20 protein-coding genes are annotated in these 18387 nt (G+C 64.7%); 9 read left to right on the top strand and 11 right to left on the bottom strand.

Features of this window, described 5'->3' with window-relative positions; translation table 11 throughout:
• Positions 1-9: 9 nt before the first annotated feature.
• Complete coding sequence (locus ABT375_RS15845) at positions 10-1332, bottom strand: NupC/NupG family nucleoside CNT transporter (RefSeq protein ID WP_416463281.1); 1323 nt, start codon at positions 1330-1332, stop codon at positions 10-12.
• 173 nt (positions 1333-1505) lie between these two features.
• Between ABT375_RS15845 and ABT375_RS15840 the strand changes: the two genes are divergently transcribed.
• Genes ABT375_RS15840 through ABT375_RS15830 form a run of 3 tightly spaced genes read left to right on the top strand, consistent with a single transcriptional unit; the run spans position 1506 to position 4526 of the window.
• Positions 1506-2393: an intradiol ring-cleavage dioxygenase gene (locus tag ABT375_RS15840; protein WP_416463280.1), complete on the top strand. Its 888-nt coding sequence runs from the start codon at positions 1506-1508 to the stop codon at positions 2391-2393.
• A gap of 16 nt (positions 2394-2409) precedes the next feature.
• Complete coding sequence (locus tag ABT375_RS15835) at positions 2410-3189, top strand: response regulator (protein WP_261935539.1); 780 nt, start codon at positions 2410-2412, stop codon at positions 3187-3189.
• The gene (locus ABT375_RS15830) at positions 3186-4526 is read left to right on the top strand and encodes an ATP-binding protein (protein WP_416463279.1); all 1341 of its coding nucleotides are present in this window, start codon (positions 3186-3188) and stop codon (positions 4524-4526) included. Before ABT375_RS15835 ends, ABT375_RS15830 begins: the two co-directional genes overlap by 4 nt.
• A 1-nt stretch (position 4527) precedes the next feature.
• Here ABT375_RS15830 and ABT375_RS15825 read toward each other — a convergent pair whose 3' ends face one another.
• From ABT375_RS15825 to typA, 7 genes are all read right to left on the bottom strand, one after another.
• Positions 4528-5001, bottom strand: a complete 474-nt coding sequence (locus ABT375_RS15825) for an ArsR family transcriptional regulator (RefSeq protein ID WP_416463278.1) — start codon at positions 4999-5001, stop codon at positions 4528-4530.
• Positions 4979-5398 (bottom strand): hypothetical protein, encoded by a 420-nt coding sequence (locus ABT375_RS15820; RefSeq protein ID WP_224550193.1) that lies wholly within the window; start codon positions 5396-5398, stop codon positions 4979-4981. The genes ABT375_RS15825 and ABT375_RS15820 overlap by 23 nt, the downstream gene beginning before the upstream one ends.
• Before the next feature lie 57 nt (positions 5399-5455).
• Positions 5456-5803 (bottom strand): hypothetical protein, encoded by a 348-nt coding sequence (locus ABT375_RS15815; protein ID WP_224550192.1) that lies wholly within the window; start codon positions 5801-5803, stop codon positions 5456-5458.
• A gap of 64 nt (positions 5804-5867) precedes the next feature.
• Positions 5868-6359, bottom strand: coding sequence for a response regulator transcription factor (locus ABT375_RS15810; protein ID WP_224550191.1), 492 nt, complete (start codon positions 6357-6359; stop codon positions 5868-5870).
• Positions 6360-6595: 236 nt separating this feature from the next.
• The gene (locus ABT375_RS15805) at positions 6596-7006 is read right to left on the bottom strand and encodes a DUF805 domain-containing protein (RefSeq protein WP_416463277.1); all 411 of its coding nucleotides are present in this window, start codon (positions 7004-7006) and stop codon (positions 6596-6598) included.
• Between the two features lie 93 nt (positions 7007-7099).
• Positions 7100-7267 (bottom strand): hypothetical protein, encoded by a 168-nt coding sequence (locus tag ABT375_RS15800; RefSeq protein WP_416463276.1) that lies wholly within the window; start codon positions 7265-7267, stop codon positions 7100-7102.
• Between the two features lie 171 nt (positions 7268-7438).
• Entirely contained in the window at positions 7439-9259 is a 1821-nt protein-coding gene (typA, locus tag ABT375_RS15795; protein ID WP_224550188.1) for a translational GTPase TypA, read from the bottom strand.
• Positions 9260-9657: 398 nt separating this feature from the next.
• Here typA and ABT375_RS15790 point away from each other — a divergent pair, with 398 nt between their 5' ends.
• Positions 9658-11208 carry a S10 family peptidase gene (locus tag ABT375_RS15790; protein WP_416463275.1) on the top strand — a complete coding sequence of 517 codons (1551 nt, stop codon included), beginning with the start codon at positions 9658-9660 and terminating at the stop codon, positions 11206-11208.
• Positions 11209-11242: 34 nt separating this feature from the next.
• On the opposite strand, the gene ABT375_RS15785 is transcribed toward ABT375_RS15790, so the two are convergent.
• Entirely contained in the window at positions 11243-11938 is a 696-nt protein-coding gene (locus ABT375_RS15785) for a DUF899 family protein (protein ID WP_416463274.1), read from the bottom strand.
• 130 nt (positions 11939-12068) lie between these two features.
• On the opposite strand from ABT375_RS15785, the gene ABT375_RS15780 reads away from it, so the two are divergent.
• The 4 genes from ABT375_RS15780 to ABT375_RS15765 all read left to right on the top strand — a co-directional run bounded on the left by ABT375_RS15780 (position 12069) and on the right by ABT375_RS15765 (position 14679).
• Positions 12069-13286, top strand: a complete 1218-nt coding sequence (locus tag ABT375_RS15780; RefSeq protein ID WP_416463273.1) for a toxic anion resistance protein — start codon at positions 12069-12071, stop codon at positions 13284-13286.
• Between the two features lie 133 nt (positions 13287-13419).
• Positions 13420-14130, top strand: a complete 711-nt coding sequence (locus ABT375_RS15775) for a hypothetical protein (RefSeq protein WP_261935545.1) — start codon at positions 13420-13422, stop codon at positions 14128-14130.
• 18 nt (positions 14131-14148) lie between these two features.
• Positions 14149-14301 (top strand): hypothetical protein, encoded by a 153-nt coding sequence (locus tag ABT375_RS15770; RefSeq protein WP_165363574.1) that lies wholly within the window; start codon positions 14149-14151, stop codon positions 14299-14301.
• 108 nt (positions 14302-14409) lie between these two features.
• Positions 14410-14679, top strand: a complete 270-nt coding sequence (locus ABT375_RS15765; protein WP_224550183.1) for a hypothetical protein — start codon at positions 14410-14412, stop codon at positions 14677-14679.
• A gap of 223 nt (positions 14680-14902) precedes the next feature.
• On the opposite strand, the gene ABT375_RS15760 is transcribed toward ABT375_RS15765, so the two are convergent.
• Both ABT375_RS15760 and ABT375_RS15755 read right to left on the bottom strand, forming a co-directional pair.
• Complete coding sequence (locus ABT375_RS15760; protein WP_416463272.1) at positions 14903-15760, bottom strand: SMP-30/gluconolactonase/LRE family protein; 858 nt, start codon at positions 15758-15760, stop codon at positions 14903-14905.
• Positions 15760-16920 carry an aldose epimerase family protein gene (locus tag ABT375_RS15755; RefSeq protein WP_416463271.1) on the bottom strand — a complete coding sequence of 387 codons (1161 nt, stop codon included), beginning with the start codon at positions 16918-16920 and terminating at the stop codon, positions 15760-15762. Before ABT375_RS15755 ends, ABT375_RS15760 begins: the two co-directional genes overlap by 1 nt.
• A gap of 122 nt (positions 16921-17042) precedes the next feature.
• Here ABT375_RS15755 and ABT375_RS15750 point away from each other — a divergent pair, with 122 nt between their 5' ends.
• On the top strand, positions 17043-18353 hold the full coding sequence (locus ABT375_RS15750) for a sugar MFS transporter (protein ID WP_416463270.1): 1311 nt from the start codon (positions 17043-17045) through the stop codon (positions 18351-18353).
• Positions 18354-18387 lie beyond the last annotated feature (34 nt).

The raw sequence follows: 18387 nt of genomic DNA, 5'->3' as shown, positions 1-18387 counted from the left end.
TGATCGAAATTACAGGCTGAGCATAAGCCCCGCCAGCGCCGCGCTCATCAGGTTGGCGAGACTGCCGGCGACCAGCGCCTTCAACCCCAGTTTCGCGATCATCGGCCGCTGGTTGGGGGCGAGATTGCCGGTGACGGCCATCTGGATCGCGATCGAGCTGAAATTGGCGAAGCCGCACAGCGCGAAGGTGATGATGGCGATGGTCGCGGGCGACAGCGCGCCCTGCACCTGGCCGAGGTTGATATAGGCGACAAATTCGTTGAGCACGACCTTCGTGCCGAACAGGCCGCCCGCCACCTGCGCTTCGGCCCAGGGGATGTTGAGCAGATACATGACCGGCTGGAAGACATAGCCCAGCAGCATCTGGAAACTGAGCGTCGGGTAACCGAACCACGCGCCGATGCCGCCCAATATGCCGTTGGCGAGCGCCACCAGCGCGACGAAGGCCAGCACCATCGCGCCGACCGCGACGGCGAGTTTGACACCTGTCTGCGCACCCTGCGCCGCGGCCATGATGAGGTTGGCGGGCCGTTCCTCGTCATGGGTGGCGACCGGCATGGGTTCGCCCGGCGTGCCTTCGGGCAACAAGGCGGCGGGGCCAACGCCGCTGATCCGCGTATCGGGCAGAGGGAGGTCGGGATGATCGCCCAGCGGCAATTCGCCCTGCACCGGCGCGCGCGGGTCGGGCATCATGATCTTGGCCATCAGCAGGCCACCGGGGGCCGCCATGAAGCTGGCCGCCAGCAGATAGTCGATCTTGATCCCCATCGACGCATAGGCGGCCAGGATGGTGCCCGCGACGCCCGCCATGCCGCTGGTCATCACCGTGAACAGTTGCGGCGGGGTGAGGCCGGCGAGATAGGGGCGGATGACGAGCGGGCTTTCGCTCTGCCCCACGAAGATGTTGGCGGCCGCGCACAGGCTTTCCACCTTGGACACGCCCGTCACCCATTCGATCGCGCCGCCGACCCAGCGGACGATGAACTGCATGATCCCGAGATAATAGAGGATCGACACCAGGCTGGCGAAGAAGATGATGACCGGCAGCGCGGCGATGGCGAAGCTGGCCCCGCCGATTTCGGGCTTCGCGAGCGGACCGAAGATGAAATCCGTCCCCGCCTGCGCATAGCTGAGCAGGTTGGCCACGCCCCTGGACATGCCGCCGATGATCGCGCGACCCGCCGGCACATAAAGGACCAGGATGGCGATCCCCGCCTGCAACAGGAAAGCAGCGCCTACGACGCGCGGACGGATGGCGCGACGATCGGAGGACAAGGCGAAAGCGATGGCGAGGATCAGGAGAATGCCGGCGAGGCCGATGAGAAGATGCATGAAGCGCTTTCGCGTGGAGGACAAACCCGGCGACTATATGGGCCATGATGCAGGGAGGCCAGAGCGTTTGACGGCTACAAAGCCGCTACATTGGGCAATCGGCCGGAGATATGCCGCGATTAGGGACGATCCCGAGGGTCTTTTTGCAACGAGACAAAGAGGGACAAGGGTAGATGCCTGGACATGATGAGGCGCACGACCATGGGTTGCTGCACGACCTGCAACAGATGCGCGCACTGGCGCGGGAGAATATCGGGCGGCGGCGCACCTTGCGGCTGCTGTTTTCGGCGAGCGGCGCGGCGCTGATCGGCGCATGCGGCGGCGGATCGGGATCGTCGGGCGATTCCACCGCGACGCCGACGCCCACGCCAACGCCGACCCCTACCCCCACGCCGACACCGACCGGCACCTGCATCGCCGATCCGACCGAAACCAACGGCCCCTATCCGGCCGACGGGTCGAACAGCAGCAACGGCAGCGTGGTCAATGTGCTGGACGACAGCGGCATCGTGCGCACCGACATCCGGTCGAGCTTCGGATCGTCGAGCGGCACCGCAGCCGGCATCACGATGGAGTTGACCATCACCGTCGTCAACGTCAACGGCGGTTGCGCCGCGCTGGAAGGCTATGCCGTCTACATCTGGCACTGCACCCGCGACGGTCTCTATTCGCTCTATACCGTGCCGGGCGAAAATTATCTGCGCGGCGTGGGCGTGACCGACGCCAATGGGCAGGTGACCTTCACCAGCATCTTCCCCGGCTGCTATGACGGACGCTACCCGCATATCCATTTCGAGGTCTATCCGAGCCTGGCGCGCGCCACCAGCTACGCCAATCGCGTGCTGACGTCGCAATTCGCCATGCCGGCCGACGCCTGCAACACGGTCTATGCCACCAGCGGCTATACCAGCAGCAAGAGCAATTTCGCCAGCATATCGACCAGCAGCGACAATGTGTTCGGCGACAATATGTCTGCGCAGGTGACGGCGATGACGCCGACGATGACCGGCGACGTCACCAACGGCTATACCGGCACGGTGACGGTCGGGCTGGCGATTTGACCGGAGCAGCGTGCAGATGACTTTGCAGGAGGCGCATTCCGCCGATATGCTGGCGCCCATGGACGGTTCGCGCATCTTGGTGGTCGACGACGATGCGGACATCCGCACGCTGCTGTCGGATTTTCTGGAGCAACATGGCTTTGTCGTGACCGCGGTGGCCGACGGCGCGGCGATGGATCAGGCGCTGGCCGCGCAGGATTTCGACATCGCCGTACTCGATGTGATGATGCCGGGCGAAGACGGCTTGTCGATCCTGCGGCGGCTGTCGGCGCGCGGCGGCCTGCCTGTCATCATGCTGTCGGCGATCGGCAGCGACATCGACCGGATCGTCGGGCTGGAAATGGGGGCGGAGGATTATCTGCCCAAGCCTTGCAACCCGCGCGAGCTGCTCGCCCGCGTCCGCACCGTGCTGCGCCGCCACCGGCGGCAGGCGGCGGACATGCCCGAAGCGGGTGGGAAGAAACTGCGCTTCGCCGGCTGGCAGGTAGACATGGGGGGACGGTTGCTGACCGATCCCGACAATGTCGTCGTCACCCTGACCGACGGCGAGTTCCGACTGCTGCGCGCCTTCATCGAACATCCCCGCCGGGTGCTGAGCCGCGACCAGCTGCTCGACTATTCGGCCGGCAATGACAGCGAAAGCTACGACCGCGCGATCGACGTGCAGGTCAGCCGGCTGCGGCGCAAGCTGGAGCGCGGCGCGCGGGCGGGCGGCCAGAAGGAGAATGGGGACGAACTGGTCCGCACCATCCGCAACGAAGGCTATATGTTCACCGCCGAGGTCCGCCCGGCGTGACCTCGCGCCTCGATCGCCTGAACCCGTCCATCCTGACCCGGATCGTCGCGCTGGTCGCGGCGACCCTGCTGCTGGCGCTGGGGGCGATGATGCTGGTGGCGTTCCGCGGGCCACCGCCGCACAGCCGGCCCATGATGCCGGGCGAAGCCGCCGCGCTGCTACAGGGCGCGGCCGCCCCGGCCGGTAGCTGGACGGTGACGCGCTATCAGTCCGATCCCGTCCCACTGGTCGAACCGGGACAGATGGAGGACCGGCGCGCCGCCGCGCAGGTCGCCGCGCTGCTGGGCGCGCGCGCGGACGATGTTCGCCTCATGCGCGAATCGCCGCCGATGCGGATGGCCGATCCCGACCGGAAAGCCTGGCCCAGGCCCAATTTCGGTCCTGACGGGACGATGTTGCACGGCAGCTTCCTTCTGGCGCGCCGCACCACGGACGGCTGGCAGGTGGTACAGGCGCGGCAGGGCGCGAACGGGCGCTGGTACGCCATCACCCTGTCGCTGATGGCGGGCATCTTCATCCTGCTGCTGCTGCCGGCCTATTGGGTGGCGCGGCGCATCACCCAACCGATCCGGCAACTGGCGGACGGCGCGGCGACCGAACGGCCCGAACGCGCCGACCCGCTGCCGCTGACCGGCCCGCCGGAAGTCCGCGCGGTAGGCGCCGCCTATAATCACATGCGCGCGCGGATCGCCGACTATCTGGGCGAACGCACGGCGATGCTGGTTGCGATCGCCCACGATCTGCGCACACCCATGACCCGCCTGTCCTTCCGGCTGGAGGCGCTGCCCGACGGGCCGCGCGCCAAGGCGCAGGCCGACGTGCAGGAAATGCGGGCCATGGTCACCGACCTGCTCGATTTCATGCGCGGCCAGGGCGACGGCGCGGCGCAGGTGCGGATCGACCTGTCCGCCATCGTCGAGACGCTGGCCGACGATCTGGCCGATATGGGGCAGGATGTGGCGGTGACGCACAGCAGCCGCGCGGTGGTGCGCGGCGACGCGGTGGCGCTGCGGCGCTGCGTCGCCAATCTGATCGAAAATGCGGTGCGCTATGGCGGGTCGGCGCGGATCGCGCTGGCGACGGCGAACGGACGTGCCACGGTGACGGTCGAGGATGACGGACCGGGCGTGCCGGAGGAAGCGATAGAAAGGCTGTGCGAGCCCTTCTATCGCGGCGAGGCGTCGCGCAACCGGGAGACGGGCGGCGTCGGCCTGGGACTGTCGATCGCGCGTTCCATTGCGGACAGCCATGGCGGACGGCTGGACTTCGCCAATCGCCGCGCCGACGCAGGCCAGGGCGGGTTGCGCGCCAGCCTGACCCTGCCGCTGGAACGCTAGCCTATTCCTCGCCCGAAAAGGCGAGCGAGAACCAGGAGGCCATCGCGTCCACCGCCAGCGGGGCCAGGCGCAATGCGCAGCGGCGCCGGCTGTTGGGCGAACTGCGATGCTCCATCACCAGCCCACGGCGTTCCAGTACGCCCGCCTGGCCGACGACGGTGTTGAGCGACAGCCGCAGCGTTTCGCTGAGCTGCTCCAGCGTCAGCGCCCTTCCCTCCAGCTCCGCCTGATAGAGGTGCAGCAATATGTCCCAGGCCGGATCGGAAAAAAGGTCATGGCCGAACAGCATCGACCGCATCCGCCGCGCGTCGAGATAGCGGGCGAGCACAGGCAGATGGTCGCTCCCCTCGCCATCCAGGATCGCAGGCTCTTCCTTGCGGGCATGGAAATTGCACAGGCATCGTTGCAGCGCGACCACCAGGTCGACCGCTTCCTGGCTGGGCAGGTGGCGATCAGGCGGGATATGGACGGTCATGCAGCGCCTTCCGGTCGAGTTCGATGCCGATGATGGTGAAGAGCAGCAGGGGAATGACCCACACCGTGCTCAGCCCTTCGTAGATCCGTTCCGAAAATCCGTGCAGCAGCAAGGTCACGACATGGGTCAGCACCGTCATAAGCTGGCTGGCGGCCGCCCAGATCGGCCAGTAGCTGCTGCTGCGCAGCATCAGCCATATAAGACCGGCGAACAGCATCGTATCGACGATCGTCAGCCAGAATTGGGTGCCATGCCACGATCCGACCAGTTGGGCCGGCATCGTCAGCAGCACGCTGGCCAGGAAAACAAGGGCGAACCATCGCCCGTCCTTGCCGCCGAACAGGGCGGCGAAGGCACAGGCGCACAGGGTCAGAAGCCAGAAAAAAGCCGCCAGCATCCGCATTTCCGATTGAGAGGGAGGGCAATGTCCATGCGGATGCCGACGGCTACCTGGTCAGGCGACCAGGGTCAGGTGGCGCGGCGCGTCGTCCTGCGCCGGGGCGTCCATGCCCAGCGGACAACCAACGGCCGTCACCTCCATCTGACTATGTTCCAGGCACCGCGTCAGCAGGGCGGTCGCGCGGATCATGTCGCTGCGGCCCTCGATGATCTTGCTGGCGCTTTCGTGGATGCGTTGAATGATGCGCTGGCTTTCGCTGGCGGTCAGGCCCGACCCCTGCGCCGCCGACAGGAAGGCGGTGGTGAGGTGCGCGGCATCGACCAGCGCCGTATCCAGCGCGGCAAAGGCCTGGCGGGTCTGGTCGGCGACGGCCTGGGTCTTGGCGGTATCGAGGTTGAGCACAAGTCTTCTCCTTCGCACGACGCCTGGCGGCGGTGCGTTGTCAGCATGGTCGTATCTGGATGGATCAGCCCAGCGCCTTGAAGGCTCCGGCAATGAGCAGCAGTAGCGTGATGACGCCGACACCAGTGAGAACCGCAGCGCGGATCATCGCCAATATGCGGCCATCTTTACTCAGTTCATTGGTCGATCCCCCGAGCGGCGGGCCGAAAGTGAGGATGCGGCGCAGAAGCGTGTCGCGCTCCCTTTGCCCATCCGGCCTGTCCGGCTGAGGCATGGATGACGCAGGATCGGGATCGGAGGCAAGGCGCTCCGGTTGATATATCAAGGGCTGATATGTGCCACTTTGGGGCTGCCGTTGCTCATCCGTAACAAATAGGCGGGCCGCCTCCTTGCGCGAGGGCACGCCGAACTTGCGCAGGCTGGTGCGCACGCGCTGATCGACCGTATGTTCCGACACATGCAGCTGGCGCGCGATTTCCTTGGAATTGAAGCCCTGCGCCACCAGGCGCAGGCACTGCTTTTCCCCCTCGCTCAAGGCTGGAAGGGTTTCGGCCACTCCATCAATCCTCCTGCGTAAATCACCCGTCCGGCCAAACGCACGACCAGCGCGGGAGACTCAGCCACCCACATTTTATCCGCTACTCAGGGTTGCGATTCGCTTTGCACCGCCCGTTAAAGTGACACGACAAGGTGTTGGGACGCAATGCGAATGGGCGGCGGACCATTCCGCCGCCCATCAAACGGTGCCGATCATGCCATTCGCGGCCTGTCGGGCCGGGCGCGATAGGCCGCTCAGCTGAAGATATCGCCCACATCCGCAGCGGTCTGCTTCGGGTCGGGACCGAAGCGATTCTCGCCCCGCGTACCGTCCAGGCACATGAAGACCAGCACGATGATGCCGCCGACATAGGGAATGAAGTTCAGCAGCACGAACCAGCCGCTCTTGTCCTGATCGTGGAAGCGGCGGACCTGCACCGCGAGCGAGGGGATGATGAGCAGCAGGACCAGCAGGCCGAGCAGGATCATCAGCACAGATGCGCCGCCCGATGGTTCGCCATTGGGAAACCCGCCCAACAGGCCGCTCACGATGCCAACCGCGAACGCCGCCAGCATACAACCGAGGAAGAACATCCAATATTCCTTGCGCCGCGAGCGGCCCGAGAAATCGGCGTACCGCCTGAGCGGCAAGAACATATATTCCATCTGCATATCCCCCCATTGTGAGAAGCGCCAGGATAGGCAGGCTTTTTGCGCCTGTCTCGCAAAACCGGCTATGCAGAAAATATCTCTATGGATTCAGGCGCTTGGTTTGCCGGCCTGTTTGGCCTTATGGGCCGCGAGCAGCGCATCGATCTCGACGATGCGCAGGCGCTGGACGGTGTCCTTGGCCAGGCCCTTGAGCCGGCATTCGGCCCACAGCGCGCGACGCTCGGATGTCAGCGCCTTGAGATAGAGATCGGCCATATCGGCTCCTTTCAACAAGCAAAGGGCGGGAGCGCCTGAGACGCCCCCTGCCCTTTCACCAGCGTCGGCTGGTCTCCCTCCCCCAGCGAGCCTGGGGAGACATTACATCAGGCCGCCCTTGTTCGAGCGACCTGAAACATCAGGCCGCCTTTGTCCGAGCGACCTGAAACATCAGGCCGCTTTGGAACGGCTCATGCGCTTGCGCTCGTTCGGGTCGAGGTAGCGCTTGCGCAGACGGATGGTCTTGGGCGTCACTTCGACCAGTTCATCATCGTCGATATAGGCGATCGCCTGCTCCAGCGTCAGCTTCCAGGGCGGGGTCAGGCGGACGGCGTCGTCCTTGCCCGATGCGCGGAAGTTGGTGAGCGCCTTGCTCTTCATCGGGTTGACTTCCAGATCGTCCGGCTTGGCGTTCTGGCCGATGATCATGCCTTCATAGAGCGCTTCGCCCACGCCGACCATCAGGATGCCGCGTTCTTCGAGCGGACCCAGCGCATAGGCATTGGCCTCGCCCGCGCCGTTGGAGATGAGGACGCCATTCTTGCGGCCTTCGATATTGCCCTTGTGCGGGCCGTACTTCTCGAACAGGCGGTTCATGATGCCGGTGCCGCGCGTGTCGGACAGGAATTCGCCATGATAGCCGATCAGGCCGCGCGACGGCGCGGAGAAGGTGATGCGGGTCTTGCCGCCGCCCGAAGGACGCATGTCGGTCATCTCGGCCTTGCGGATGTTCATCTTCTCGACGACCGTGCCGGAAAATTCATCGTCCACGTCGATCATGACGGTTTCATAGGGCTCGGTCTTGCCGCCATTCTCGTCCTCGCCGAACAGCACGCGCGGGCGGCTGATGGAGAGTTCGAAGCCTTCGCGGCGCATGGTTTCGATCAGCACGCCCAACTGGAGTTCGCCACGGCCGGCGACTTCGAAACTGTCCTTGTCGGCGCTTTCCGTAACCTTCACGGCGACGTTGGATTCGGCCTCGCGCGCCAGACGATCGCGGATCATGCGGCTCGTCACCTTGGTGCCTTCGCGGCCGGCCATGGGCGAATCGTTCACGGCAAAGCGCATCGACAGCGTCGGCGGATCGATCGGCTGGGCCTGGATCGGCTCGGTCACGGAGGTGTCGGCGATGGTGTTGGCCACGGTCGCGACGGCGAGGCCGGCGAGCGAAATGATGTCACCGGCCTTGGCTTCTTCGACCGGCACGCGATCCAGACCATGGAAGGCCATGATCTTGGACGCGCGGCCGGTTTCGATGATCTTGCCGTCCATGTCGAGCGCGTGGATCGCCTGGTTCACCTTGACCGAACCGCTGGTCACGCGACCGGTCAGGATGCGACCCAGGAAATTGTCGCGGTCGAGCAACGTCACCAGGAAGGTGAAGGGCACGCCATCGACTTCCACGGCGGGCGCGGGAACGTGATCGACGATCTTCTGGAACAGCGGCTTCAGCGTGCCCGCGCGCAGCGTGGGATCTTCATTGGCATAACCGTTGCGGCCCGACGCGTAGAGGACGGGGAAGTCGAGCTGCTCGTCGGTCGCGTCGAGCGACACGAACAGGTCGAACACTTCGTCCAGCACTTCCTGGATACGCTCGTCGGGACGGTCGACCTTGTTGACGACGACGATCGGGCGAAGACCCAGCGCCAGCGCCTTGCCGGTCACGAACTTGGTCTGAGGCATGGCGCCTTCCGACGAATCGACCAGCAGGACGACGCCGTCGACCATCGAGAGGATACGCTCGACTTCACCGCCGAAGTCGGCGTGGCCAGGGGTGTCGACGATGTTGATGCGGGTGCCTTCCCACTCGACCGAGGTGGGCTTGGCCAGGATGGTGATGCCGCGCTCTTTTTCGAGGTCGTTGCTGTCCATCGCGCGCTCTTCGACGCGCTGGTTGTCGCGGAAGGTGCCGGACTGGCGGAAAAGCTGGTCGACGAGGGTGGTCTTGCCGTGATCGACGTGCGCGATGATCGCGATGTTACGCAGGGACATGTCTTGCCTTCGGGATATGGGTTCACCCAAGCCGACACAAGGCCGCGCAGAGGCTTCGGGCGCGCCCCTACAGGAAATGCCGCGATGCGGCAAGGGCGGGCGCGACATGGCGGGCTGGACCGCCCGATCCGCCGAACATGGCGTCTGCACAGGAAAGGCTCATGCCGGACATCGGCCGCCGCACCCGATCCAGACGGCGGCCATGGTCGCGCCGCTGGCACGCATCCGCGGTCGCCGGCCAGGGCGGTGGCCACGGATATGGCGGCGGTGATTGAAGGGCGGCGCATCTGACGCTGCTTTACGTCGGTGCAATATCTCCTTGCCCCGTGCGGCGACATTCCTATGGTGCCGCGCGTCGCCAACAATATACCATATCTTTGCCACGGAGCCTTTTCCTCATGCGGTCTGCCGCCACCTTCGCCTTCGCTTCGCTCATCGCTCTCGCCTCCCCCGCTCTGGCGCAGAAGGATGCGCCCGACGCCGCCAAACAACATGCCGACAAGGTCGCGGAGCAGGTCGCGGCCAACTGGGCCAGCGCGCCGGTCGAGGAAGTGACGCAGAGCAGCAAGGGCACGGCGCGCGTCGATGGCAAGGCCATCCCCTATACCCAGACCGCCGGCACGCTCACCATCCGCGACGAAAAGGGCAAGCCGGTCGCGAGCATGTTCTACACTGCCTATACGGCCGCCGGTAAGAACCGCCCCGTCACCTTCCTCTATAATGGCGGCCCCGGTTCGTCGTCGCTCTGGCTGCGCATGGGCAGCTTCGCGCCCGAACATGTGCGCACCGGCAATCCCGAAGCGGTCAGGCCCGCCCCCTTCGACGTCGGCCCCAATAATGACAGCCTGATCGGCAGCACCGACATGGTGTTCCTCGACACGATCGGGTCGGGCTATTCGCGCATATTGGGCGATGCCAAGCCGTCCGACTTCTACAGCGTCGATGGCGATGTGGACGCCTTTGCCAAGGCGATCATCCGCTACACAACCAAGAATGGCCGCTGGGCGTCGCCCAAATATATTTTCGGCGAAAGCTATGGCACGACCCGATCGGGTGCGCTCGCCTATCAACTGGAGGATCGCGGGCTGACGCTGAACGGCGTGGTGCTGCTGTCGTCGATCATGAATTACGGCATCCGCCAATCGGGCTTCGATGCGATCCATGTCGGCTATCTGCCCAGCTATGCCGCGACCGCCTGGTATCATAATCGCGTCCCCGGCGGCCGTCCCGAAAGCCTGGAAGCGTTCGTCGAGGAAGCCCGCGTGTTCGCCAATGGCGCCTATACCACCGCCTTGCTCAAAGGGTCCGACATCAGCCCGCAGGAAACCGATCAGATCGCCCAGCAGCTCAGCCGCTTCACCGGCCTGTCGGTCGATTATCTGAAGCGCGCCAATCTGCGCGTCAGCCTGAGCCGTTTCCGCAAGGAATTGCTGCGCGACGGGCATGAGACGATCGGCCGCTTCGACAGCCGCTACAAGGGGATCGACGCCGACGCGGCGGGCGAGGAACCGGAATTTGATCCGTCCAGCACCGGCATCACCGGCCTCTATGTCGGCAGCTTCCTGGATCAGGTGACGAACAAGATCGGCTACAAGACCGACCTCAGCTATCGGCTGAGCGCGCGGGAAGGCGGCGACTTCAAATGGGACTGGAGCCATCAGGCCCCGGAAGGCGGCAAGCAGAATGTCGCGGACGTGACCGCCGACCTCAGCGCCGCGATGCGCACCAACCCGCATCTGCGCGTACTGTCGCTCAATGGCTGGTACGACATGGCCACGCCCTTCTTCTCGACCGAGCGCGATTTGAAGCACATGATGCTGGAGCCGGCGCTGCGCCAGAATCTCCAGTTCAAATATTATCCGGCGGGCCACATGGTCTATCTGAATCCGGAGGCGCTGCACCAGATGCGGCTCGACATGGAGCGCTATTACGCCGAGGGCGCGCGCTGAACGATGAAAGGGGCGGTGACGACACCGCCCCGTTTCAATAGCGCAGTTTCGGATACCAGTTCGCCGGCCGGCCATCGGGCGTCAGGTCGAGGATCGACCAGAGCGCGGCAATATCGGGCGCGTCGCGGGGGTCTTGCCCCGGATCGCCCATCTCGCCGGTCATCTCGCTCATCCAGAAGAGACGGATGCCCTCGCCATCCTTCCGGAACACGACCAGCGCAGGATATTCGCCGTCCGGCGTCAGCAGGCCCAGATCATTGGCATAATCGTCGCCGACCGTCTGGACGAAGTCGGTATCGCGCCAGCCCCGCTCCTGCGCGAAGGCGAATTGCCGCTCGACCGGGCTGCGCCCGAAAATCTTGTAGGCGACGCGCTGCTTGATGTCGGCGGCATTGCCGTCGACCGACCCGATCCAGTTGGTGCACATCGGGCAGGGCCGCTCGCGTTCCGGGCCGTACATCCAGAAATAGGCGACCAATGCGTCCTTGTCGCCGAACAGGTCGGGCAGGCCGACCTCGAACCCCTGCTCGTCCCTGAACCGATAGTCTTTTTCGATCAGCGGGCCGGGCGGCAGCGAGCGCCGCTGTTCCACCAGCCGGGTCATGTGGCGGCGAAATTCTATCTCCTCCGCCAGCAAGGCCGTGCGGGCATCACGATAGGCGGCGCTCTCGCCGGGGAAGCGTGGCTTGCGATGGGTAACGAGGTCGGCAACGGGTTTCAGGCTGGCCATGACGGGTTCCTCTCCAGTCAAGATTGCCAAGCAATGCCGCAACATCCTATATCGTTCCCCTCAAGGCTTGCCCTGCGGTGTATTATCACCATATGACACGGGAAAGCCGCTTATGGCGACTGGAGACGATATGGCCACCACTGCGCCCACGACGACCGCGACTGCCGACGCCCTCAACCTGACGCCGCCCGATCCGGTGCCGGTGGTCGCGCCCGAAAAGGCGTCCGGCCTCGTACCCATCGAGGATGAGAAAAAGTCCAAGCTGGACGAGAAGGTCGACGCCTTCGTTGCGGACCTCGTCGCGCAGGACGCCAATTCGCCCGAATTCGGCGCGCGGGTCGACCAGTTGACCAATATGGGGCGCAAGGAGATTGCCGAGGCCGCGGGCCACTCCAACCGCTTCCTCGATCGCCCGGTGCGGGCGATGGACAGCGATACGAAGGTCGGCGCGGATCTGGCCGAACTGCGCCGCACGGTGGAAGACCTTGATCCGGGCAAGCGCGGCAATCTGCTCGCGCCCAAGAAGCTGTTCGGCATCATCCCGTTCGGCAACAAGATGCGCGACTATTTCGACGGCTATAAGAGCGCGCAGGGTCATATCAATTCGATCCTGGGGTCGCTGGCCAGCGGCAAGGATGTTCTCATCAAGGACAATGCCGCGATCGATGTCGAACGCCAGAATATGTGGCAGACCATGGGCCGGTTGGAACAGATGATCCATATCAGCAAGACCATGGACGCCCGCCTCGAATCCAAGGCGCTCGAACTGGATTCGACCGACCCGACCAAGGCCAAGGCGATCCGCGAAAGCGCGCTGTTCTACATCCGCCAGCGTACGCAGGATCTGCTGACGCAGATGGCGGTGACGGTGCAGGGCTATCTGGCGCTGGATCTGGTCAAGAAGAACAATGTCGAACTGGTCAAGGGCGTCGATCGCGCCAGCACGACCACGGTCGCGGCACTGCGCACGGCGGTCACGGTGGCGCAGGCGCTGGCCGGGCAGCGGCTGGTGCTGGAGCAGATCAGCGCGCTCAACACCACCACCGCCAACATGATCGACCGGACCGGCGAATTGCTCAAAAGCCAGACCGCGCAAATCCACGAGCAGGCCGCCAGCAGCACGATCCCGATCGAAACGCTCCAGCGCGCCTTCCAGAATATCTATGACACGATGGACAATATCGACGCCTTCAAGCTGAAGGCGCTGGAGAATATGAAGACGACGGTGAATACATTGTCGGGCGAGGTGGAAAAGTCCAAGGGCTATATCGCCCGTGCGGAGGGGCAGGCGCAGGCCGCCAAGGAAGTCCGCGCCGACAATCCTCTGCTGAGCGCGATCGAGGGGTGAACGCAATGCTTCCCCTATGTCCGTTCGGGCTGAGCTTGTCGAAGCCCTCTGCCGAGCGGAGCGAGGCGCCTTCGCTGCGATCAGGCGAGCCCTTCGACTTCGCTCAGGGCGAACGTATTTCGGAGGAAGCCCAGTGAGCCGATCCGACCGCGTGCTGGCCGATGCCGAAGCGGTGCTACGCCGCCATAGCGCGCGCGGGCAGAGCCTGTCCGCGCGTGCGCGGCAGCGGCGCAATGCCGGGCTGATCCGCAAGGTCAAATATGCCTTCTGGGCGGTGCTGGCGATCCTGCTGGCCAGCGCGGTGGCGGGCTTCGTCCTGCCGCTGGGCACCACCGGCGTCATGATCGCGCTGGGCGTGATGATCGCCGCGCTGCTGCTGATCGCGCTGGCGCCGACGGAAAGTCGGGTGAAGACGGAGGCGCTTGCCGCAACCCAACTTACCGCCCTGCCGCTCAAGACCGAAATCTGGCTGGAAAACCAGCGCAAGGCGCTGCCCGCCCCGGCAATCACCCTGGTCGACAGCATCGGCGTCAAGCTGGAAATCCTCGCCCCGCAACTGGAGCGGCTGGGCGAACAGGAACCGGCGGCGCAGGAAATCCGCAAACTACTGGCCGATCATCTGCCCGAACTGGTCACGGGCTATCAGTCGATCCCGCAGCCGCTGCGCCGCGAGGAGCGCAATGGCCGCGTGCCCGAGAAGCAACTGATCGACGGCCTGTCCGTGATCGACGCGGAAATCGGCCGGATGAGCGAGACGCTGGCCAGCGGCGACCTCGACAAGCTGGCGACCCAGAACCGTTTTCTCGAACTGAAATATCAGGAAGCCAAGGAACTCGGCCAGTAGCGCCGTCTTGTTCCTGACATGATCCATCTCACCCTTATTATCGTCGATTTCCTGACGGGCCTGCTTGCGGCCGGCGCATGGGCGCTGGCGTCGGCCGGCGGCGCGATCGCGGCGGTGGTGGGCGGCGGCGTGCTGGGCGTGTCGCTGTTCCGGCGCTGGCGGCGGAAATAGCAGCCTATTCCTACGCTATTTCAACGCCGCGCGGCTTTTCTCGCTCTCGAAACCCTCTACGCCGACCGATAGATAGAGCGCCTCCCCGATGATGGAGGCGCAGGAATCATGGTCGATTGGCATCCCCGCCCCGCCGCGCAGATCGGCCTGCGGTTGCTGGGCCTCGCGCTGATCGCCAGCCTTGCGTTGCAGGGCGCGGCACTGCGCGCGCTTATCAGGCAATCCGATCTTGTCACGCCGGTGCAATTGCTGCTGGCCGCCACCTGCTTCGCCAGCGCCAGTCTGGGCGCGGCATTGCTGCTGCTGGGGCCGGACCTGTGGAAGCCGGTCGCGATCTCGCCGCGATGGCATGGTCACGCGGCCGATGCGCGAAAATAGAAGCGATGGGGAAAAATCGCCCCGGACGGCCGAAGATGCGTGCAGTTCATCAGAGGGCCGTCCGGGATCGCAACATCGTCCGACTTTGGAGAGGTCATGACAACGTTGTCCCGACGCTCTAGTGGATTCGCGCAAGCGACGCAACCAGCTTTGATCGGTAAAAATGGAAAGGGCGCGGCCATGCTGCGACGACCGCGCCGCGGCAGGCGTCATTGCTCGGAGATCAGCCCGCGTACAGGTTGGTCGGCAGGCCGCGCACGCCGCTCTCCACCTCGAAGAAACCGCCATCATATTCGGTCGGATCATCGAGGCCCACCGTCGCCGAACTGACGAACATGCGATCGAGATTCGGCCCTGCGAAGGTGATGTTGGTCACCTGCCGCGCCGGCATTTCAATGATGCGGTCCAGCCTGCCTTCGGGCGTGAATCGGCTGATCCGGCTGCCACCCCAATGGGCGACCCAGATATGGCCGTCCGCATCCACGGTCATGCCGTCGGGATAGCCATCCTCCTCGCCGAAGCTGATGAACGGCTCCCGCCCGGTCGCGCCATCCTCGGTCCGGCGGAAGCGGTACATCTGCTTTTTCGCGGTATCGCTATGATAGAGCCACTGGCCGCAAGGCGAGAAACAGGGACCGTTGGGCACGCGATAGTCGCTGTCCACCACGGTCCAGCTACGATCGGGCGCGAGGCGATAAAGCGCGCCGCGGTCATGCTCTTCGGCCATGTCCATCGTGCCGCACCAGATGGCGCCCTGTCCATCCGCCTTGCCATCGTTCATCCGGTTGCCGGGGAAATGCGGCTCCGGATCGCCGAAGGGGGTGATGGTCAGGGGATCGAGGCTGATGTCGGCAAAACCGCTCTGAAAACCGCCGATGAAGCCGCCCGCCCCGCGCTCCGCCACCCAGCCCAGCGGCTCGGGCATGGCCAAACGCTCGACCGCCCCGCTCTCCGGTGACAGCCGGTTGAGCGCGGGGGCAAGGATATCGACCCAGTAGACCGCGTTGCCGCGCGCCGACCAGAGCGTCCCCTCCCCCAGCGTGTCGGCAACATCGCGCGCGATCAGCCGCCATTCCGGCATCAGCGGGCCACCGACAGGCGATAGACCATTTCATGATGGTAGGGCTTGCCGGGATCGACGCGGGCCGAAATGAAGTTCGGCTTGTTGGGCGCGTCAGGGAATTTCTGCGGCTCCAGCGCGATGCCGTCGCCCATGCGATAGACATGGCTGCCCTTGCCGATGAAGGTGCCGTCGAGGAAATTGCCGGTATAGAATTGCACGCCCGGTTCGGTCGTCAGCACTTCCAGCACGCGGCCCGACACCGGATCTTCCAGCCGCGCGGCCAGTTCCGGCGTTCTGGTCGCGCCCTTGTCCAGCGCCCAATTATGGTCATAGCCACGGCCGGCGATGATCTGCGCATCGCGGCCATCGCGCAGCCCGTCCGCCACGCGGCGGGCGCTGCGGAAATCGAACACGCCGCCCTCGACCGGCTTCAGTTCGCCGGTGGGGATGAGGTTCGCGTCGACCGGCGTATAGGCCTTGGCCGGGATCGTCAGCAGATGGCCCATCGCGCCGTCAGGCGACCCTTCGCCCTGCAAATTGAAAATGGCGTGGTTGGTCATGTTGACGATGGTCGGCTTGTCGGTCTTCGCGTCGAAAGCGATGCCGAGGTTGCCGCTTTCGTCCAGCGTATAAGTGACGGTCACGTCCAGCTTGCCGGGATAGCCCGAATCGCCGTCCGGGCTGGTCAGCCCCAGCACCAGGCTCGCCTTGGGGCCGCTCTTCAGGGACACGACCTTCCACACCTGCTTGTCGAAGCCCTTGCCGCCGCCGTGCAGCGTGTTGACCTTGTCATTGAGCGGCAACTGATAGGGTTTGCCGTCGAGGCTGAATTGGCCGCCGGCGATGCGGTTGGCATAGCGGCCCACCGTCACCCCGAAATAATTGGGGAAGTCGACATAGGATTTGAGATCATCATAACCGAGCAGCACGTCGGCGACTTTGCCGTCCTTGCCGGGGCCGGACAGCGACTGGAGCGTCGCGCCATAGGTCAGAATTTTGGCAGAGACGCCCGCGCCATTCTTCAGCGTGATCGCTTCGACCGCCGCGCCGTTGGCGGTGCCGGCCGGCGCGCGGCTGGCGTCGGCGGCGAGTGCCGTGCCGCTTGCGAGCGTGAGCGCCAGCGCATACAGACCGACAGCGGGTGACAACGCTGTTTTCAAATCGACGACCTTTCGCATGGACTTCCTCCCAGTAGCTGCGCCCATTGACGGGCGGTTGAGGGAGATATACTCCGACAAAATAAGCGGGCGCAACCCTTGATCGGGCGGCCCGCTGCTGGAACTGCAGTGGAGAAGGATGAATGGCAGGACCGATCTCATCAGGCGCGGGCGTAACCGCGACGCACAATCCCGGCACGCGCTACGGCCCGGCGCTGGCGTTGCTGGCCAGCCTCTTCTTCATGTGGGGCTTCATTACCGTCATCAACAACACGCTGCTGCCGCATCTGCGCAGCGTGTTCGAGCTGAGCTACACCCAGACGACCTTGATCGAATCGGTCTGGTTCATCGCTTATTTCGTGGCGTCGATCCCATCGGCCAAGCTGATCGAACGGGTCGGTTACCAGAAGTCGCTGGTGATCGGCCTGCTCATCATGGCGGCCGGCGCGCTGGGCATGACCGTCGCGGCGTCGATCCCCTCCTATGGCGTGACTTTGGTCATGCTGTTCGTGATCGCCAGCGGGATCACCCTGCTGCAGGTCGCGGCCAACCCCTATGTCGCGATCGTCGGCAAGCCCGAAACCGCCTCGTCGCGGCTCAATCTGGTGCAGGCGATGAACTCGGCCGGCACGATGCTGGCGCCGCTGTTCGGCGCCTATCTGATCCTGGGCCGGTCCAAGGGCGGCACAGCGCAGGGCGATGTCGTCCTGACCCAGGCCGAACGGCTGGCCGACGCCCAGTCCGTGATCCTGCCCTATGTGATCGTCGCGGCCGTGCTGGCGGTGCTGGCCATCGTCATCGCCCGCTTTCCCTTGCCCGCCATGGGCAATGCGACACAGCGCCACAACAAGGAAGAGCGCAAGAAGCATTCACTCTGGAACCACCGCAACCTGGTGTTCGGCATCCCGGCGATCTTCATCTATCTGATCGCCGAAATCGGCGTCGCCAACCTGTTCGTCAACTTCGTCAGCCAGCCCGACATCGCCAACCTGACCCATGAGCAGGCGGGCCGTTATCTCACCTTCCTGTGGGGCGGCATGATGGTGGGCCGGTTCGCGGGTTCCGCGATCATGCAGAAGTTCGACGCGGGCCATGTCCTCGCCGCCTTCTCGATCGGCGCCTTCGTCGTGATGCTGGTCACCGTCTTCACCACCGGCCCGGTCGCCATGTGGTCGCTGATCCTGGTCGGCCTGTTCCATTCGATCATGTTCCCGACCATCTTCACGCTCGGCATCAAGGGGCTCGGCCCGCTGACCGAAGAAGGTTCGGGCCTGCTCATCATGGCGATCGCCGGCGGCGCGCTGGTGGTGGTGCAGGGTTGGCTGGCGGATCATTACGGCCTGCAGACCAGCTTCCTGCTGACCGCGATCTGCGAACTCTACATCCTCTTCTATGCGCTCTGGGGATCGAAGACGACCAATGCGCTGCCGGACCAACAGGTCGCGGCGGAATAAGGCCAAGGGCAAGCCCTTCGGACGGCAAAAAAGG

It is taken from the genome of Sphingomonas sp. VDB2 (assembly GCF_047946695.1).
GTDB classification, from domain to species: Bacteria; Pseudomonadota; Alphaproteobacteria; order Sphingomonadales; family Sphingomonadaceae; genus Sphingobium; species Sphingobium bisphenolicum.
The sequence above is the reverse complement of the archived record's forward strand: the minus strand, read 5'-3'. Positions and strand labels throughout refer to the sequence as shown.

Coding starts and splice junctions, on each gene's coding strand:
- typA (WP_224550188.1), bottom strand. CDS start 9,259: ATGTCCCTGCGTAACATCGCGATCATCGCGCACGTCGATCACGGCAAG.
- ABT375_RS15805 (WP_416463277.1), bottom strand. CDS start 7,006: ATGGAATATATGTTCTTGCCGCTCAGGCGGTACGCCGATTTCTCGGGC.
- ABT375_RS15760 (WP_416463272.1), bottom strand. CDS start 15,760: ATGCCGGAATGGCGGCTGATCGCGCGCGATGTTGCCGACACGCTGGGG.
- ABT375_RS15780 (WP_416463273.1), top strand. CDS start 12,069: ATGGCCACCACTGCGCCCACGACGACCGCGACTGCCGACGCCCTCAAC.
- ABT375_RS15800 (WP_416463276.1), bottom strand. CDS start 7,267: ATGGCCGATCTCTATCTCAAGGCGCTGACATCCGAGCGTCGCGCGCTG.
- ABT375_RS15840 (WP_416463280.1), top strand. CDS start 1,506: ATGCCTGGACATGATGAGGCGCACGACCATGGGTTGCTGCACGACCTG.
- ABT375_RS15785 (WP_416463274.1), bottom strand. CDS start 11,938: ATGGCCAGCCTGAAACCCGTTGCCGACCTCGTTACCCATCGCAAGCCA.
- ABT375_RS15765 (WP_224550183.1), top strand. CDS start 14,410: ATGGTCGATTGGCATCCCCGCCCCGCCGCGCAGATCGGCCTGCGGTTG.
- ABT375_RS15825 (WP_416463278.1), bottom strand. CDS start 5,001: ATGACCGTCCATATCCCGCCTGATCGCCACCTGCCCAGCCAGGAAGCG.
- ABT375_RS15755 (WP_416463271.1), bottom strand. CDS start 16,920: ATGCGAAAGGTCGTCGATTTGAAAACAGCGTTGTCACCCGCTGTCGGT.
- ABT375_RS15790 (WP_416463275.1), top strand. CDS start 9,658: ATGCGGTCTGCCGCCACCTTCGCCTTCGCTTCGCTCATCGCTCTCGCC.
- ABT375_RS15770 (WP_165363574.1), top strand. CDS start 14,149: ATGATCCATCTCACCCTTATTATCGTCGATTTCCTGACGGGCCTGCTT.
- ABT375_RS15820 (WP_224550193.1), bottom strand. CDS start 5,398: ATGCTGGCGGCTTTTTTCTGGCTTCTGACCCTGTGCGCCTGTGCCTTC.
- ABT375_RS15835 (WP_261935539.1), top strand. CDS start 2,410: ATGACTTTGCAGGAGGCGCATTCCGCCGATATGCTGGCGCCCATGGAC.
- ABT375_RS15845 (WP_416463281.1), bottom strand. CDS start 1,332: ATGCATCTTCTCATCGGCCTCGCCGGCATTCTCCTGATCCTCGCCATC.
- ABT375_RS15750 (WP_416463270.1), top strand. CDS start 17,043: ATGGCAGGACCGATCTCATCAGGCGCGGGCGTAACCGCGACGCACAAT.